Genomic DNA, 16,405 nt, shown 5'->3' with positions numbered 1-16,405 from the left:
ATCCGTCGGCACGGGGAGCAGGCGGACGACCACGAGCGGGAGGTGATGGGGGTGCACGAGCAGTCCATCCGCGGACGTCGCCGACCCCGGACGCCGGGGCGGGTGCCGTGGCCGATCGTGCAGCGCCGCGAGGAGGACCGCGCGGTCTCCGTCGTCGCCGAGCACCACTGGAGCGTCGCGATCGTCGGTGCTCCGGGACTCGGCAAGACCTCGACCGCGGCCCGGGTGACCGACCGCGTCGCCCGTCGCGACGGGAGCGGTCGGACGGTCGTCGTGCCGATCACCGCGGTCGCCGCCGGCCGGTCGATGCCCTTCGGCGCCGTGGCTGACCGCTTCGGCGAGCTGCCGGCCGCCCTCGCCGAGCTGGTCGACGACGCCTCGGCCGCGCAGCGTCTCCGTGAGACCGACGACCTGGCCGACCGCGACGTCGTCCTGCGCGTCGACGACGCCGACCACCTCGACGCGATCTCCGCACGGTACGTCGCCTGGCTCGTGCGCGACCAGGGCGCGCGCCTCGTGCTGACCTGCCGCGACTTCACCGCCCTGTCCGACCCGCTGCGCGCGCTGTGGCAGGACGACCTGCTCGAGCGCATCGACCTGGCGCCCCTCGACGTGCACGAGACCGGGGAGGTCGTCGCCCAGGCGCTCGGTGCGCAGCTCGAGACGGCCTCGACCGAACGGGTGCACCGCGCGACGGCGGGCAACCCGCTGTACCTGCGCGAGGTCGTCCGTGCCGCACTGACCTCGGGCGCGCTCGAGCAGACCGCGTCCGGCTGGTACTGGCGCGGGCGGATCACCGCCTCGAACAGCCTGGCGGACATGTACCGCACCGAGCTCGGTTCCCTGCCCGAGGACCTGCGCGACGTCGTCGACATCGTCGCCCTCGCCGACCCGATCCCGCTCGCGCGGCTGCTCGGCATGGTGTCCGGGGGCGACGTCGACCGCGTCGTGGCGCTCGGTCTGGTCGCCATCGACTCCACCGAGGACGGCACGAGCATCGTCCGGCCGTCCCACCCGCTCGTCGGCGAGGTCGTCCGGGGGCTCGTGCCGGTCGCCCGGCGGTCGATGCTGTTCGCCCGCGCGAACGCCTTCCGGGCCGCCCGTCCCGAGGGCGCCCCACCCGCGGCACGGCTCCGCGCCGCGCTCTGGTCGCTCGAGTGCGGCGTGCTGCCGCCGGTCGGCCAGCTCCTCGACGCCACCCAGGTCGCCGTCCGGCTGCAGGAGCACGAGAGCGCGATCGCGCTCGCGTCCGCTGCGCTCCGGACCACCCTGACCGCGACCGAACGGGTGTCGGCCCACTGCCTGCGGTCGATCGCGTACTCCTACAGCACCGGGCGCGAGGCCGGCCGTGCCGACGCGGAGTCGGCCTGGGCGATCGCACACGGACGCGCGGACGAGGTCGACGACGCGGTGATCGTCGAGGCCTGCGAGACGCTCGCGAACATCCGGCAGTTCCACGACGACGACGTCGACGCCGCGGTGGCGCTCTCCGAGGCGGCGATGCCGCTGGTGGGAGCGGACACCGCCGAGCACGTGCGCCTGCTCCGCCTGGCACACCTCGGCTGGGGCGGTCGGTTCGGTGAGGTCCGCGCCGAGGTCGAGCGCTCCCGGATCCTCCAGCAGCCGACCGTGCCCGTCTCGTTCCTCTGCGTCGCCCCGTGCGCGGTGATGGCGCTCGCGACCGCCGGCCGCCTGGACGACGCCGCGGCACTGGCCCGCCGTGCGATCGCGACGGCGGTGGAGCACGTCGAGATCGCCCCCTGGAGCGTCGGCGAGAACGTCTCGGTCCTGCACCAGCTCCAGGTCTGGCGGGGGGACATGGCCGACCTGGTGACCGAGATCCCGGTACGACGGGCCAGCCCGTTCCTGAAGTACGACTTCACCCTCGAGCTCATCGGCGTCGGGAACCTGGCGATCGGGCAACGTCGGTGGGACGACGCCGTCGCCGCGTTCTCGGCGGCCTGCGAACGCTACGACGTGGCCGACCACGGCGGCTTCGCGGCGTACCCCTGGGCGCGGCTCGCGCTGGCACACGCCTACGCGGGCCACGTCGACCGTGCGACCGCGGCGCTCGAGCGGGCTCGCACCACCCCGGGCCGCGCCATGCGGATCACCGGCGAGCAGGTCGCGGTGTCGATCGCGTGGACCGAGGCCGTGCTCGGCAACCCGGCCGGCCTGCGGCACGCGGACGAGGTCATCGAACGGTCGACGGCGAGCGGCGCGTGGCTGCACGTCATGTACGCGCAGACCCTGCACTACGCGAGCGACATGGCCACGGGGCGGGAGACGTCGGCGTCGCTCGGGCGCATGCGTGAGGCGGCCGCCCGGGTCGACGGACCGCTGGCGCACGCGATCGTCGAGTACGCCGACGCGGTCCGTTCCGGCGACCGTCCCCGCATCGTCGCGGCGCAGGGGGTCCTGGCGTCGTGCGGGATGGCGGTGACCGCCGGGCAGGCCCGTCCGCCGTTGACGAACCGCGAGTACGAGGTCGCGGAACTCGCGGCGCGGGGCCTCAGCAACCGGAGGATCGCGGAGACGCTCGGTCTGAGCGTGCGGACGATCGACGCACACATGTCGCGCGTGTTCTCGAAGTGGGACGTGCACGCACGGTCCGAGCTGTCGGACATGCTCGGCGCTCGCTGAGCGGCGTCCGCGACGCGCCGGAGACGACGACCGGCCAGGAAAGGTCCCCTGACGGACCCGGAAGCGTTGCGTTCGGCAGCACGACTCGCCGGAGCGGTTGACAGGTCATGCCGGATGTCGCGTACCTTTGACCCTGTCGCCGGGTTCGGACCCGTTCGGGTCGGGTCCGAATCCCGGCGACTTCCACGCTACGCGGACGGTGGCAGCGGACGCATCGGTAGGACCTACCTAAGTCTGCGAGCCGGCTCGCACGACCGGCGGGACCCCGGGATCAGACCGCGGTCCGGACCGGAAGGAACGCCGTCAGGTCCGCGCGCGAGCCGGAAGCGCTCACCCGCGCCTGCGCGACCGCGTCGTCCCACCGCAGCTCCCCGGTGGCCAGCGCCAGCCACGTCGTCGGGTCGGTCTCCACGACGTTCGGCGGCGTGCCCCGGGTGTGGCGGGGCCCCGGCACCGCCTGGACGGCCGCGAAGGGGGGCACCCGCACCTCGACGCTGTTGCCCGGGACGTCCTCGGCCAGACGCTGCAGGGTCCACCGCACCGCGGTCGCCAGGACCGGCCGGGCGCGCTCCCCGCGCTGCACGGCGGCGAGTGCGGCGCGACCGTCGGCGTCCTCGATCCTCTTCGGCGGCATGTGCACAGGCTAGCCGCCGCCTCGCGGGCGGCGTGTCGCGGTCGGTAGGGTGATCGGGTGCGAATCCTCGTCCTCGGTTCCGGTGCCCGCGAGCACGCGATCATCACGGCCCTCCTCGCAGAACGGGCCGGTCACGTCATCACGGCAGCGCCCGGCAACGCCGGCATCGCGGCCGACGTCGAGACCGTGTCGCTCGACCCGACCAACGGGGACCTGGTCGCCGAGTACGCGATCGAGAACGGCGTCGACCTCGTCGTCGTCGGGCCCGAGGCACCGCTGATCGCCGGCGTCGCCGACCCCCTGCGCACCCGCGGCATCCCGGTGTTCGGACCGAGCAGGGCCGCCGCGCAGCTCGAGGGCTCGAAGGCCTTCGCGAAGCGCGTCATGTCCGAGGCCGGCGTGCCCACCGGTCGCCCGGTGTACGCCGGCACCGTGGACGAGGCGGTCGCCGCGATCGACGAGCTCGGAGCGCCGTACGTCGTCAAGGCCGACGGGCTCGCCGCGGGCAAGGGCGTCCTGGTGACCGAGGACCGGCAGGCCGCGATCGACCACGCGACCTACTGGCTGCAGCACGGGCACGTCGTGGTCGAGGAGTACCTCGACGGCGAGGAGGTCTCGCTGTTCTTCCTCAGCGACGGGCACGACGTCCGTCCGCTCAGCCCCGCGCAGGACCACAAGCGCCTCGGGGACGGCGACACCGGTCCGAACACGGGCGGCATGGGCGCCTACTCGCCGCTGCCGTGGCTCGCCGACCGCTGGGAGTCGGAGCAGGCCTTCGTCGCCGAGGTCACGGACCTCGTCGCGCTGCCCACCGTCCGCCGGCTCGAGCACGAGGGCACGCCCTTCGTCGGACTCCTCTACTGCGGCCTCATCGTCACCGAGCAGGGCGTGCGCGTCATCGAGTTCAACGCCCGCTTCGGCGACCCGGAGACCCAGGTGGTCCTCCCCCGCCTGACCACCCCGCTCAGCGTGCTCATGACGGCTGCCGCGACCGGGCAGCTCGCCAGCGCGCCGCAGCCCGAGTTCAGCTCGGACGTCGCGGTCACCGTCGTCCTCGCGAGCGAGGGCTACCCCGAGAACCCGCAGACCGGCCGGGTCATCACCGGTGTCGACGCGGCGAACGCCCGCCAGGGCGTGTCCGTCGCCCACGCCGCCACGGCGGCGCTCGACGGCGGACTCGTGGCGACGGGCGGGCGCGTGCTCAGCGTCGTCGCGACCGGCTCCGACTTCGCCGAGGCTCGCGACCGTGCGTACGCCGGACTCGGCGACATCGCGCTCGAGGGTGCGCAGTACCGGACCGACATCGCCGCGAAGGTCGCCCGGTGACCGCCGCCCCCGACCTGCCCGGCTGGCGCCACGTCTCCTCCGGCAAGGTCCGCGAGCTCTACGTGCCGGAGGGCACCGCCGACGTCGCGAGCGCCACCGAGCTGCTGCTCGTCGCGTCCGACCGGGTAAGCGCCTACGACTTCGCGCTCGAACCGCCGATCCCCGGCAAGGGCGAGCTGCTGACGCGGCTGTCCCGCTTCTGGTTCGACCGGATCGCCGACGTCCCGAACCACCTCGTCGCGCCGGACGCCGGCGGGACGCCGGTGCCGGAGTCGGTCGCCGCCCGGTCGATGCACGTGCTGCCGCTCGACATGTTCCCGGTGGAGTGCGTCGTGCGCGGCCACCTGGTGGGCAGCGGTTGGGCGGAGTACCGCGAGACGAGCAGCGTCTGCGGCGTGGAGCTCCCCCAGGGACTCTCCGAGGGCGACCGACTGCCCGAGCCGATCTACACGCCGGCGTACAAGGCGCCGCAGGGTGAGCACGACGAGAACATCTCCTTCGAGCAGACCGTCGAGCTGGTCGGCCGTGAGGACGCCGAGGCCCTCCGCGACCTGTCGCTGCGCGTCTACGCCGAGGCAGCGGCGATCGCCCTCGAGCACGACGTCGTGATCGCCGACACGAAGTTCGAGTTCGGCCGCGATGCCGACGGCACGATCCGCATCGCGGACGAGGTCCTGACGAGCGACTCGAGCCGTTACTGGGACGCCCGCTCGGGCAACCGCACGGACTCGTTCGACAAGCAGATCGTGCGCGACTGGCTCAGCGCGAACTGGGACCGCCAGGGCACTCCTCCGGTGCTGCCGCAGGAGATCGTCGACCGCACGGCCGCGCGCTACCGCGAGCTCATCGAGCGCCTCGGCGCCTGACCCCGCGTTCCGGACCTCCGTCACAGCGGACGGGAGGCCCGTGGCGGACTCGCCACGGGCCTCCCGTCCGCCACCGTGTGCGTCAGTCGCGCGCGAGCACCACGACGGTCAGGTCGTCGCCCGGGTCGTGCTCGTGCGCCCGCGCGCGGACCCGGGCGAGGAACGCGTCGATGTCCGGCTCCTCGCGCCAGAGCGCCCCGAGCCGCGACAGCGACGTCAGCGTCGAGTCCCAGAGCTCGAGCGCGCCGTCGCTGACGAGCACGAGGACGTCGCCGCGCTCGAGCACGAGCGACCCGGACGAGCGGTCGAACCCGGCGGGGTGCAGCCCGATCGGCAGGTCGCTCGAGAGCAGGGTCCGCTCGGTCCCGTCCGCGCGCAGCTGCAGCACGAGTCCGTGCCCGGCGTCCACGAAGTCGAGCCGCCCGGTCGCCGGGTCGAGCTGGCCGTGGAACATCGTCGCGAACGACTCGGCACGTGCGAGGTCGGGAGCGACCTGCTCGTCGAGGGCGGCCACCACCCGGTCCGGTTCCTCGTCGGGTCGGGCGAGCAGGGCCCCGCGGATCGTCGCGGCGAGGAGGCCGGCGGCCATGCCCTTCCCCATCACGTCGGCGACCGTCAGGTGCAGGGCGTCACCCGCCAGGTGCCACTCGTGCAGGTCGCCGGACACGAGGCCGTACGGGACCGACATCCCGCCGATCCGGTACCCGGGGACGGTGACGGGGACGGGCTGCAGGCCGGCGAGGACCCTGCGCAGGCGGTCCTCGTCGGCACCGGCGGCGAGCTCGCGCTCGGCCCACACACCGAGTTCCTCGAGCAGGGCCAGGTCGTCGGGGTCGAGCGTGCGCGGCTGCGGGTCGATCAGGCAGAGCGTGCCGACCTTGACGTGGTCCTCACCGACGCGCAGCGGGACGCCGGCGTAGAACCGGACGTTCGGGTCCTCGACCACCATCGGCATGTCGCTGTACCGCTCGTCGGCGCGGGCATCCGGCACGACGACGGGCCCGAGCTGATCGAGCGTCCGCCCGCAGAAGGTGTCCTGCAGCGGGATCGTCGGCCCGAACACGTCGTCGCTCTGCTGCGACTTGATCGTGAGCCGGTCCGTCCCCGCCAGGTTGAGGAAGGACCCGGAGACGCCGAACGCCTCGCGCGCGATCCGCGTGATGCGTTCGAAGCGCTCTTCCGGCCCGCCCTCGACGACGTCGAGGGCGGCGACGAGCGCGGCCCGTCTGACGGCTTCGGGTGATGATCCTGCGGAGGTTGGTGAGGTCCCCTGGTGCATACCGTCCACGGTACTGCTCCGGCACGGACGCGTTCGTCCCCAGAACGGTGGACCCGGGCGGGTCGCGCCCCCTGCCGACACCGCGCCCCGACACCGGGTTCACCGCGGGTCGGGCACCGCGTCCCACTCCTCGCCGGCGCGGCCGAGCACACACCACCGCGTGACCGGCCACGTGATCACGAAGGCCCGGCCGACGACGTCGGACGTCGGGACCGTGCCGTGCGCCCGTGAGTCGGCGGAGTCGTACCGGTTGTCCCCCATGACCCAGATCCGGCCGGCGGGCACCCGGACGTCGAAGTCCTCGGCAGCGACCCGCTCCGATCCCTGCGCCGTCACGACGTAGGGCTCGTCCACCGCGTGCCCGTTCACCGACAGGCGCCCCTGCGCGTCGCAGCACGACACCGTGTCACCCGGCAGCCCGATCACGCGCTTGATGAGGTCGTCGCCCTGCCCGGGCAGCAGCCACCCGCCCGGGTCGCGGAACACCACGACGTCCCCGCGTCGGAGCGGCACGACGTCCGGCACCAATTCGTTCACCAGGACCCGGTCCCCGACGAGCAGGGTGCGCTCCATCGACCCGGAGGGGATCGAGAACGCCCGCACCAGGTACGTCTTCACCAGGAACGACGCGAGCAGCGCCACCACCACGATGATCGCCAGGTCGCGGAGGAACCGCCACCCGGACCGTCCCGGTCGTCCGGACCGGCTGTCCGCAGGCTGCTCACTCACCGCGCCGGCACCGCCTGCACCGGGGACGTCGACGGGTCGGGACGGTGGGAGCGGGGCACGGTCCCATTGTGGCCCGGCACCGCCGCGTCCCGCCGACAGGACGCCGGGTGCGATGCCATCCTGGTCGGGGCTGCGCACGGAGGCGCCGTCCGGACGGGAGGCACGACCCATGACCGCCAGATCCCTCACCACCAGACCCCTCGCCCTGGTGACCGGCGTCGGTCGCCGCGCCGGGATCGGTGCCGCGATCGCGTCACGTCTCGCGGCCGACGGCTGGGACCTCGCGCTCTCCTGGTGGGGACCGTACGACGAGCGTGTGCACGGCGCGGCCGACCCCGACGGGGTGGACGCGGTGGTCGCGGAGGCCGAGCGGGCGGGGGCACGGGTGACGCGCCTCCCGGTCGACCTGGCCGACGCGGAGCAGGCGGCCGCGCTCGTCGGCCGCGCCGAAGCGGAGGCGGGCATGCCCGTGACCGCCGTCGTCATGTCGCACTGCGAGTCGGTGGACTCGGACTTCGCGACGACGACGGTCGAGTCGTTCGACCGGCACCTGGCGGTGAACGTGCGCGCGCCCTTCCTCATCGTGCAGGCGTACGCGCGGCGGCTCCGCGAGGGCGCGCCCGCGCCCGAGGACCGCCGCCGCATCGTCGCGCTCACGAGCGACCACGTCGGCTTCAACCTGCCGTACGGCACGAGCAAGGGCGCCCTCGACCGGCTGGTCGTCGGTGCGGCGATCGAGCTCGGCGACGTGCGGGTCAGTGCGAACCTGGTGAACCCGGGGCCGAACGACACCGGGTGGATGACCGAGGAGATCCGCGAGGCCGCGGTCGCGCAGACCCCGCTCGGGCGGCCCTCGATGCCGACCGACACGGCGGCGCTCGTCGGCTTCCTGCTCGGTCCGGACGGGGGCTGGGTGAACGGGCAGCTGCTCAAGACGGACGGCGGGTTCAGCGCGAAGTAGCCCTCAGCCCCTGTTTGGTTGACGTGTCAACCAAACGGACGCACACTGGGGGCATGCACTCGCAGGACCTCCTCGCCGCGGACACCGGGATGGGCGCCGTCACGCTCCGGGTCGCCGACCTCGACTCGATGGTCGCGTACTACCGCGACGGCGTCGGGCTGGCCGTGATCACCGACGCGGGCGGGACCGTGGTGCTCGGCCGCGGGACGACGCCGATCGTGGTCCTCGAGCACGCCCCCGCGATGCGGCACGCCGCCCCGCACGAGGCGGGGCTCTTCCACACGGCGATCCTGTTCGACACACGGGCCGACCTGGCTGCGGCGCTGTACTCCGTCGCGACGAAGTACCCGCGGAGCTTCACGGGCAGCGCGGACCACCTGGTGAGCAACGCGTTCTACTGCTCGGACCCCGAGGGCAACGGCGTCGAGCTGTACTGGGACCGCGACCGCAGCGAGTGGTCGTGGACGCACGGCATGGTCGACATGGCGACGATCTTCGTCGACCCGAACGCCTTCGTGCAGGAACACCTGACACAGGACGCCCTGTCGCTGGCGCGGTCACGACCGGGTCGCGTCGGGCACGTGCACCTGTCCGTCGGCGACGTCGCCACGGCGAAGGCGTTCTACGTCGACCGGCTCGGCTTCGCCACGACGGCGGCGATGGGCGACCAGGCGTTGTTCGTCAGCGCGGGCGGCTACCACCACCACATGGCGATGAACACGTGGGACTCCCGCGGGGCCGGGCGGCGGCAGCAGGCGCTCGGGCTCGGGCTCGTGCGGATCGAGGTGCCCGGCGCGGACGACCTCGGCGCGCTCGTGTCCCGCATGCACGACACCGGGGTGCAGACCGCGGACGACGGCCGGACGGTGGCGTTCGAGGACCCGTGGGCGAACCGCATCGAGGTCACCGCGCCCGGTCGCGGCTGACGCTCGGCTGTGGCGCTGCGCGCCGCCGCGCGGGCGGCCAGGCACACCCGGCAGGATGGACGCGTGACTGAGGACATCCGGTGGGAGGTGGTCGAGGAGAGCGCGCTGACGCTCCCCGACCACGAGGCGATCGCGGCGATGCTCGGGCAGGCGTTCCCGACCTGGTCGCACTGGTACGTGGGCGGCCGCGACTACGCCGGCATGCAGCCCGAGCGCCGGGTGATCGGCTGGGGCGCGGACGGCACGGTCCTCGCGCACGTCGGGATCCGCCGGATGTTCATCACGGTCGGCGGGCAGGACGTCCTGGTCGGGGACACCGGCATCGTCGCCGTGTCGCCGAAGCTGCAGGGCACCGGGGTCGGCCGCGAGCTGCTCGTGCGGACCCGCGCCGTCCTCGAGGGGCTCCGCGTGCCGTACGGCTTCCTCGGCGCCGGCGAGGACCGCATCCCCTTCTACGCCCACATGGGCTGGCACGAGGTCGACGGTGCCGTCGGCACGTTCTCGGCCTTCACGGCCGACGGGGTCGGGGTGAACGAGACCGAGCAGGGCGGGTGGATGGTGCTGCCGGTCGAGGCCCGGCTCGAGGACTGGCCGGACGGACCCGTCATGCTGAACGGCCAGCAGGTCTAGACCGCACCACGCCGACGGACGGGAGGCCCGGTACCAGCTGGTACCGGGCCTCCCGTCCGTCGTCGGGTCGACTACGCCTCGACCGCGACCTGCTCCGGGTCCTCGTTCGAACCCGGCGCGCTCGGCGCGACGGCGGCGCGCACGCGCGCGCCCAGGTCGGCGTCGACGTTCGTCCAGTAGGCGAACACGCGCTCGCGCAGGTCGTCGCGCGTCACCTTCGAGACGTGCCCGGCGATGTTGCCGACCAGGCGCTCACGGGCGGCGTCGTCGAGCACCTCGCGGTAGAGCGTGCCGGCCTGGCCGAAGTCGTCGTCCTCCGGGTGGAGCGTCGCCGCGGAGCGCTGCAGGGCACCGTCGGACTCCCAGCCCGGGACGTCGTCCGTGGCGGTCGGGTCGGCGTGCGCACCACCGAGGGAGTTCGGCGCGTACACCGGCACCTCGGCCTTCTGGAAGTCGAAGCGCATGGCGCCGTCCTTCGAGTACGAGTGGACCTCGTTCTTCGGGGCGTTCACCGGCAGCTGCGCGTGGTTCGTGCCGACGCGGTAGCGGTGCGCGTCCGCGTAGCTGAAGATGCGCGCGAGGAGCATCTTGTCGGGGCTCGCCGCGATGCCGGGCACGAAGTTCGACGGGGCGAACGTCGCCTGCTCGATCTGCGCGAAGTAGTTCTCCGGGTTGCGGTTGAGCTCCATCGTGCCGACCTCGATGAGCGGGTAGTCCGCGTGCGGCCACACCTTCGTCAGGTCGAACGGGTTGAAGCGGTAGGTCTTCGCGTCCTCGTAGGGCATGACCTGCACCTTGAGGGTCCACTTCGGGAAGTCCTGGCGCTCGATCGCCTCGTACAGGTCGCGGATGTGGAAGTCGGCGTCCTCACCGGCGATGCGGTCGGCGTCCTCCTGCGTCAGGGTCTTGTGGCCCTGCTGCGTCTCGAAGTGGTACTTCACCCAGAAGCGCTCGCCCGCTGCGTTGATCCACTGGTACGTGTGCGAGCCGAAACCGTCCATGTTGCGCCACGACGCCGGCAGGCCGCGGTCGCCCATCAGCCACGTCACCTGGTGCGCCGACTCGGGCGAGAGCGTCCAGAAGTCCCACTGCATGTCGTGGTCACGCAGGTGCGAGCCCGGCAGGCGCTTCTGCGAGCGGATGAAGTCCGGGAACTTGATGCCGTCGCGGAGGAAGAACACGGGGGTGTTGTTGCCGACGAGGTCGTAGTTGCCCTCGCTCGTGTAGAACTTCAGCGCGAAGCCGCGCGGGTCGCGCCAGGTGTCCGGGGAGCCCTGCTCGCCGGCGACGGACGAGAAGCGGGCGAGCATCTCGGTGCTCTGGGCCGGCTGCAGGAACGCGGCGCGGGTGTACCGCGACACGTCGTGCGTGACGGTGAAGGTACCGAACGCGCCGCCGCCCTTGGCGTGGACGACGCGCTCCGGGATGCGCTCGCGGTTGAACTGGGCGAGCTTCTCGACCAGGTAGTGGTCGTGGAGGGCGAGGGGGCCGTCGGCCCCGACGCCCATCGAGTGCTGGTCGCTGGAGACCGGGGCGCCGGAGTTGGTCGTGGTGGTGGGGGTACCGGCGGGGCCGGCGGACGTGTTCTGGTCGGACACGGTTCCTCCTCAGGTGGAACGGTTGGTTCGGTCAGGGGTGCTCGGGTTGGTCGGGGTGCTCGGGTCACTCGTGGGGCGCGCCACTCCGTCGGTGGTGCGTCGCGTGGGTGGTGCGCCGCGTCGGTGGTGCGCCGTGCCGTCGGACTCCGGCGCTCGGGCCGGGACCGGCAGCGTCAGGCCGGGACGACCTCGGCGTCGTCGCGCTCGGCCGCGGCGCAGGACTCGCAGATGCCCCAGTAGGTGACCTCGGCGGTGGTCACGGCGAAGCCGTGCGTCTCCGACGGCGTCAGACAGGGTGCGTGGCCGACCGCGCAGTCGACGTCCTCGATCGCGCCGCACATCGTGCAGACGATGTGATGGTGGTTGTCACCGGTCCGGCGCTCGTAGCGCGCCGGACTGCCGGCTGGCTCGATGCGCCGGACGAGCCCGACGCCGGTCAGGGCGTTCAGGACCCCGTAGACGGCCTGGTGACTCGTGGTCGGCAGCTCGGTCGAGACCGCGGTCAGGATGTCGTCGGCGGTCGCGTGCGGCATCGCGCCCGAGGCACGCAGCACGGCGAGCCGCGGTGCCGTGACCCGCAGGCCGGAGGCCCGGAGCAGATCCGCGTCGACGTCCATCAGCCACTCTCTCTTGCATCGATCAAGACAAGTGCAACCGTACACGGTCCCGGTCGATCCACGCAGCGCGGTGCGCGGGTGCGCGTGTCGCCGCCCGTCCCGGTCCGCGGAGGCGACGGTCACGATCCGGCTGCGATCGCCTGGGACACCCCTGGAACGGGCGACGGCGCGCTAGCGTCCGCACATGTCCACGAAGCAGGGGCCTTCGTCGCGGATCGTCTCCGCGCCGGCCGAGACCGCTCAGGACGTCCGGGGGACCATCACGCAGCGGGACCTGGTCGTCGACCTCATCCGGACGGCGTGCGTCGTGCTGGTCGTCGTCGTGCACGTCACGATGGTCGGTGTCGCCGTCTCACCGGACGGCATCGGTGTCACGAGCCCGCTGCAGGAAGCCGGGTGGTACGTCCCCGCGACCTGGGTGGGACAGGTCATGCCGCTGTTCTTCGCGGTCGGCGGTTTCGCGAGCGCCGTGGGGTGGGGCAGCACGATCGCCCGGGGCGGCGGCGCCCGCGACTTCGTGGCGACCCGGCTCGTGCGGCTCTTCCGGCCCGCGGTCCCCCTGTTCGTCGTGCTCGCGCTCGGACTCGGTGTCGCGACCGTGCTGGGCACACCACCCGACCTGCTGGCTGAGGTGGCGTTCGGCATCGGGTCCCCGCTCTGGTTCCTCGCCGCCTACGGCATCACCCAGTGCTGCGTCCCGGTGATGGCCCGGTTGCACGAGCGGGCACCCTGGCGCACGCTCGGCGTCCTCCTGCTGCTCTCCGGAGCCGTCGACGGGATCCGGTTCGCCACCGGCACCGCCGAGTTCGGGCTCCTCAACCTCGGTCCGGTGTGGCTCTTCGCCCAGCAGCTCGGGTTCCTCTGGGCCGACGGGTGGTTCGCCCGTCGCTCACGCGCCCTGCTCGCCGCGGTCGCCGCGGCCGGCTACGCGGTCCTCGTCCCCGTGACGTCCGTCGGGCTCTGGGCACCGGACATGCTGCAGGACCTCAACCCGCCGATGCTCCCGCTGGCGGTGCTGGCCGTGTCGCAGGTCTGCCTCGTGCAACTCGTCCACCGCCCCCTCACCCGGCTCATGGAGACCCGTGGGGCGCGGGCCACGGTGTTCGTGCTCGGGCGGGACGGCATGGTCGTCTACCTCTGGCACCTGCCGCTGTACATCGCGCTCAACGGCGTCGCGCTCCTGCTCGCGGTGCCCTTCCCGGAGCCGGGGTCGGGGACCTGGTGGGCGACACGACCGATCGCCCTGGTCGTCGTGCTGGCCGCGGCGATCGGCGTGGCACGGGCCCTGCGGCGCTGGGACCGACCGCTCCCCCGACTCGAGCCGGGGACCGACCGCCCGGGGTGGGCCGTCGTCACGCTCGCGGCGCTGTGCACCGTCGGGCCGGCGTTCGTCGTGATGCAGTGGCACCTGTCGTTCCCGGTCGCGGTCCTCGGCGCCGCCGCCGTGCCCGTCGGGGTGTGGCTGCTCGGGCGGACGCGGTCCGCGCGGCCCTGAGCCGCGGCGTCGGCCGACGCCCGTCGTCCATCCATGGAGCAGAAGACGTCGAGTGCGTCGCCGCGACTCGACGTTTTCTGCTCCATGAACGGAGACGGGAACGGGGACGGGGACGGGAACGGGAACGCGGACGGGGGCGGGCGTCAGTGCGCGGCGGCCTCGGACTCCGTGGCGTCGGACCGCGTGGCCGTCGGAGCCCCGGCCTGCTGCTGCCACGGCGCCGGCTTCGGCTTCGCCAGGAACAGCGCCGCGACGATCGCCGCGACGAGCACGACGGCGGGCAGCACGAGCGACTGCCCCATGGCGGTGGCGAACGGCTGCTGCAGGAACTCGGGGAGCGCCCCGACCTGCTGCTCGGCGCCGCCGCCCGACCCCGTGCCGGTGCCCGACGGGAAGTTCGCCGTGATGCGCGCCTCGATCAGCGCGGCGATGCCGGCCGAGCCGAGCACGGCGCCGATCTGCCGGGTGGTGTTGTAGACGCCGGATCCGGCACCCGCGAGCGCCGGCGGCAGGTTGCGCGTCGCCGACACCGAGAGCGGACCCCACATGCAGGCGTTCGCGAGTCCGAGGAGCGCGCTCGGCAGGAGCGTCCACCCCCAGTCGGCGCCCGACCAGAGCAGGGCCCCGAACCAGAACAGGCCGCCGGAGAAGCACGCGAGACCGAACGAGCCGACCCACCGGGGGTTCCACTTGTTCAGGTTCTTGCCGACGAGCGGCGCGAGCGCGGCGGACAGGACGGCCTGCGGCACGAGGAGCAGCGCGGCCTGGGTCGGCGAGAAGCGCAGGACGTCCTGCGCCCACAGCATGATCGGCAGCGCGAACGACGCGATGGCGACGCCGACGGCGGTGATGGCGATGTTGGCGAGGGTGAAGTTGCGGTCCTTGAAGAGGCCGAGCGGCAGCAGCGGCTCGCCCTTCTGCACGCCCTGCCACACCACGAAGGCGGCGAGCACGACGAGCCCGGCGATGATGAGCGACCAGACCGAGATCGGGCCCGCGATGGTGCCCCAGTCGTAGGTCTCGCCCTCCTGGATGCCGAACACCAGCAGGAACATGCCGACGGCGCTGAGCACGATGCCCAGGGTGTCGAAGCGGTGGCCGTGGCGCTCGAACGTCGGCACGAAGCGCTGCGCGAGGGCGAACGCGACGATGCCCACGGGGACGTTCACGAAGAAGATCCACTCCCAGCCGAAGCCGTCGACGAGCAGGCCGCCGACGATCGGCCCGACGAGCGATGCGACACCGGCGACGGCGCCCCACAGGCCCATCGCGGCACCGCGGTTCTGCGGCGGGAAGATGCGGGTGATGACCGCCATCGTCTGCGGGGTCATCATCGCGGCGCCGAGGCCCTGCACGACGCGCGCGACGATGAGCATCTCGATGGACCCGGCCAGGCCGCACCACAGGCTGGCGAGCGTGAAGACCACGAGCCCGGTCTGGTAGAGCACCTTCGGGCCGAACCGGTCCCCGAGGCGGCCCGTGATGAGCAGCGGCACCGCGTAGGCGAGCAGGTAGGCGCTCGTCACCCAGATGACGGCGTTGATGTCGGCGTCGAGCGCCTGCGCGATGGTCGGGGTCGCGACGGAGACGATGGTCGAGTCGACCAGGATCATGAAGAAGCCGACGACGAGGGCCCAGAGGGCGGGCCACGGCTTCCTGCCGTGCTCCAGGTCTGCGTTGGTGGGTGCGGGGGTCATCGAGTGTGTTCCTTGTCCTCGTGGGAGCTGGTGTCGGGGACGGCCGGGCCGTCCCAGGGGACGTCGCCGCTCGCGATGCGGTCCGCCGCCGCGGTGAGCCAGTCGATCTGCGCCGTGAGCATGTCGCGCACGTACGAGACGTCCAGCCAGTAGCGCTCGGCGAGCCGCTTGGCCTGGAGGCCCGTGGCGGCTTCGTCGTACCCGGCCCGTTCGTCCCGCAGCGCGTCGGCGCGGGCGCGCAGGGCGGTCACGGCCTCGGTCGCGGTCAGGTTGTCGACGTGGGACAGCGCGAGCTGGAACTCCGGGTACTCGTCGGCGGGCTCGGCGATCATGCGCCGCAGCCCGGCCTCCAGCTCCGCGCGGCCGTGGTCGGTGATGGCGTAGGTGGTGCGCTCGGGCCGGTTGCCCTCGCGCGCCGTGCCGAGGGCCTCGGCGAACCCGAGGTCCACGAGCCGACCGATCTGGTGGTACAGCGTGCCGGGCCGGACCTTCACGTTCTGGTCCTCACGACGCTGCAGCATCGTCTGGAACATCTCGTAGGGGTGCATCGGCGCCTCGGCGAGCAGGCCGAGCGCGGCGAACGCGAGGGGGGTGAGCGACGCCATGCGTGCCTCCTGTCCGGCGTTCGCGAGCGACTATTCGACTTGGAATATACGCCTTCGAGGAGTTCTCCACAACCGTCCCGGCGCGCCGTGTCGGGCCCGTAGACTGGTGCCGTCCCACCCAACCCACCCAAGCGCTGGAGTGAACACGTGCCAACCATCGTCGTCGAGGTCATGCCCAAGGCAGAGATCCTCGATCCCCAGGGCAAGGCGGTGGGCAACGCGCTCGCCCGTCTCGGCAAGAACGACCTGACCGCCGTCCGCATCGGCAAGCGGTTCGAGATCGCCGTCGACGGCCCCGTCGACGACGCGAAGCTGGCCGAGGTCCGCGAGATCGCGGCGGACGTCTTCTCGAACGCCGTGATCGAGGACGTCGTCTCCGTCACCGTGCAGGACGCGTGA

Annotated in this window: 15 protein-coding genes; 8 read left to right on the top strand and 7 right to left on the bottom strand. The window is 72.8% G+C overall.

Annotated features, from left to right (window positions below):
- Positions 1-51 precede the first annotated feature (51 nt).
- Positions 52-2,643, top strand: coding sequence for a LuxR C-terminal-related transcriptional regulator (locus tag DEJ23_RS06540; RefSeq protein ID WP_146240209.1), 2,592 nt, complete (start codon positions 52-54; stop codon positions 2,641-2,643).
- 271 nt (positions 2,644-2,914) lie between these two features.
- Here DEJ23_RS06540 and DEJ23_RS06535 read toward each other — a convergent pair whose 3' ends face one another.
- Positions 2,915-3,277 (bottom strand): sterol carrier family protein, encoded by a 363-nt coding sequence (locus DEJ23_RS06535; RefSeq protein ID WP_111239561.1) that lies wholly within the window; start codon positions 3,275-3,277, stop codon positions 2,915-2,917.
- Positions 3,278-3,334: 57 nt separating this feature from the next.
- Here DEJ23_RS06535 and purD point away from each other — a divergent pair, with 57 nt between their 5' ends.
- Positions 3,335-4,603 carry a phosphoribosylamine--glycine ligase gene (gene purD / locus DEJ23_RS06530; RefSeq protein WP_111239465.1) on the top strand — a complete coding sequence of 423 codons (1,269 nt, stop codon included), beginning with the start codon at positions 3,335-3,337 and terminating at the stop codon, positions 4,601-4,603.
- Positions 4,600-5,469, top strand: coding sequence for a phosphoribosylaminoimidazolesuccinocarboxamide synthase (locus tag DEJ23_RS06525; RefSeq protein WP_111239464.1), 870 nt, complete (start codon positions 4,600-4,602; stop codon positions 5,467-5,469). Before purD ends, DEJ23_RS06525 begins: the two co-directional genes overlap by 4 nt.
- 82 nt (positions 5,470-5,551) lie before the next feature.
- On the opposite strand, the gene DEJ23_RS06520 is transcribed toward DEJ23_RS06525, so the two are convergent.
- Positions 5,552-6,748, bottom strand: a complete 1,197-nt coding sequence (locus tag DEJ23_RS06520) for a PP2C family protein-serine/threonine phosphatase (protein ID WP_111239463.1) — start codon at positions 6,746-6,748, stop codon at positions 5,552-5,554.
- A gap of 99 nt (positions 6,749-6,847) precedes the next feature.
- Positions 6,848-7,477 carry a signal peptidase I gene (gene lepB / locus DEJ23_RS06515; RefSeq protein ID WP_258375297.1) on the bottom strand — a complete coding sequence of 210 codons (630 nt, stop codon included), beginning with the start codon at positions 7,475-7,477 and terminating at the stop codon, positions 6,848-6,850.
- A 169-nt stretch (positions 7,478-7,646) separates the two neighbouring features.
- Between lepB and DEJ23_RS06510 the strand changes: the two genes are divergently transcribed.
- The 3 genes from DEJ23_RS06510 (at position 7,647) to DEJ23_RS06500 (ending at position 9,994) form a co-directional block, all read left to right on the top strand.
- Entirely contained in the window at positions 7,647-8,438 is a 792-nt protein-coding gene (locus DEJ23_RS06510) for an SDR family oxidoreductase (RefSeq protein ID WP_111239461.1), read from the top strand.
- Between the two features lie 53 nt (positions 8,439-8,491).
- On the top strand, positions 8,492-9,364 hold the full coding sequence (locus DEJ23_RS06505; RefSeq protein ID WP_111239460.1) for a VOC family protein: 873 nt from the start codon (positions 8,492-8,494) through the stop codon (positions 9,362-9,364).
- Between the two features lie 63 nt (positions 9,365-9,427).
- Positions 9,428-9,994 carry a GNAT family N-acetyltransferase gene (locus tag DEJ23_RS06500; RefSeq protein WP_181429155.1) on the top strand — a complete coding sequence of 189 codons (567 nt, stop codon included), beginning with the start codon at positions 9,428-9,430 and terminating at the stop codon, positions 9,992-9,994.
- A 71-nt stretch (positions 9,995-10,065) separates the two neighbouring features.
- Here DEJ23_RS06500 and DEJ23_RS06495 read toward each other — a convergent pair whose 3' ends face one another.
- Both DEJ23_RS06495 and DEJ23_RS06490 read right to left on the bottom strand, forming a co-directional pair.
- Positions 10,066-11,592, bottom strand: a complete 1,527-nt coding sequence (locus DEJ23_RS06495; protein WP_111239458.1) for a catalase — start codon at positions 11,590-11,592, stop codon at positions 10,066-10,068.
- A gap of 173 nt (positions 11,593-11,765) precedes the next feature.
- Positions 11,766-12,209 carry a Fur family transcriptional regulator gene (locus tag DEJ23_RS06490; RefSeq protein ID WP_111239457.1) on the bottom strand — a complete coding sequence of 148 codons (444 nt, stop codon included), beginning with the start codon at positions 12,207-12,209 and terminating at the stop codon, positions 11,766-11,768.
- Between the two features lie 184 nt (positions 12,210-12,393).
- On the opposite strand from DEJ23_RS06490, the gene DEJ23_RS06485 reads away from it, so the two are divergent.
- A complete protein-coding gene (locus tag DEJ23_RS06485; RefSeq protein ID WP_111239456.1) occupies positions 12,394-13,704 on the top strand; it encodes an acyltransferase in 1,311 nt (436 codons plus the stop codon).
- A gap of 143 nt (positions 13,705-13,847) precedes the next feature.
- Here the strand turns inward: DEJ23_RS06485 and DEJ23_RS06480 are convergent, their stop codons facing one another.
- Both DEJ23_RS06480 and DEJ23_RS06475 read right to left on the bottom strand, forming a co-directional pair.
- Positions 13,848-15,401 carry a DHA2 family efflux MFS transporter permease subunit gene (locus DEJ23_RS06480; RefSeq protein ID WP_258375295.1) on the bottom strand — a complete coding sequence of 518 codons (1,554 nt, stop codon included), beginning with the start codon at positions 15,399-15,401 and terminating at the stop codon, positions 13,848-13,850.
- Positions 15,398-16,006, bottom strand: a complete 609-nt coding sequence (locus DEJ23_RS06475; RefSeq protein WP_111239455.1) for a PadR family transcriptional regulator — start codon at positions 16,004-16,006, stop codon at positions 15,398-15,400. The genes DEJ23_RS06480 and DEJ23_RS06475 overlap by 4 nt, the downstream gene beginning before the upstream one ends.
- A 147-nt stretch (positions 16,007-16,153) precedes the next feature.
- Between DEJ23_RS06475 and purS the strand changes: the two genes are divergently transcribed.
- Positions 16,154-16,405 carry a phosphoribosylformylglycinamidine synthase subunit PurS gene (gene purS, locus DEJ23_RS06470; RefSeq protein ID WP_111239454.1) on the top strand — a complete coding sequence of 84 codons (252 nt, stop codon included), beginning with the start codon at positions 16,154-16,156 and terminating at the stop codon, positions 16,403-16,405.

The sequence above is a fragment of the Curtobacterium sp. MCSS17_008 genome, assembly GCF_003234185.1.
GTDB lineage: Bacteria > Actinomycetota > Actinomycetes > Actinomycetales > Microbacteriaceae > Curtobacterium.
The sequence above is the reverse complement of the archived record's forward strand: the minus strand, read 5'-3'. Positions and strand labels throughout refer to the sequence as shown.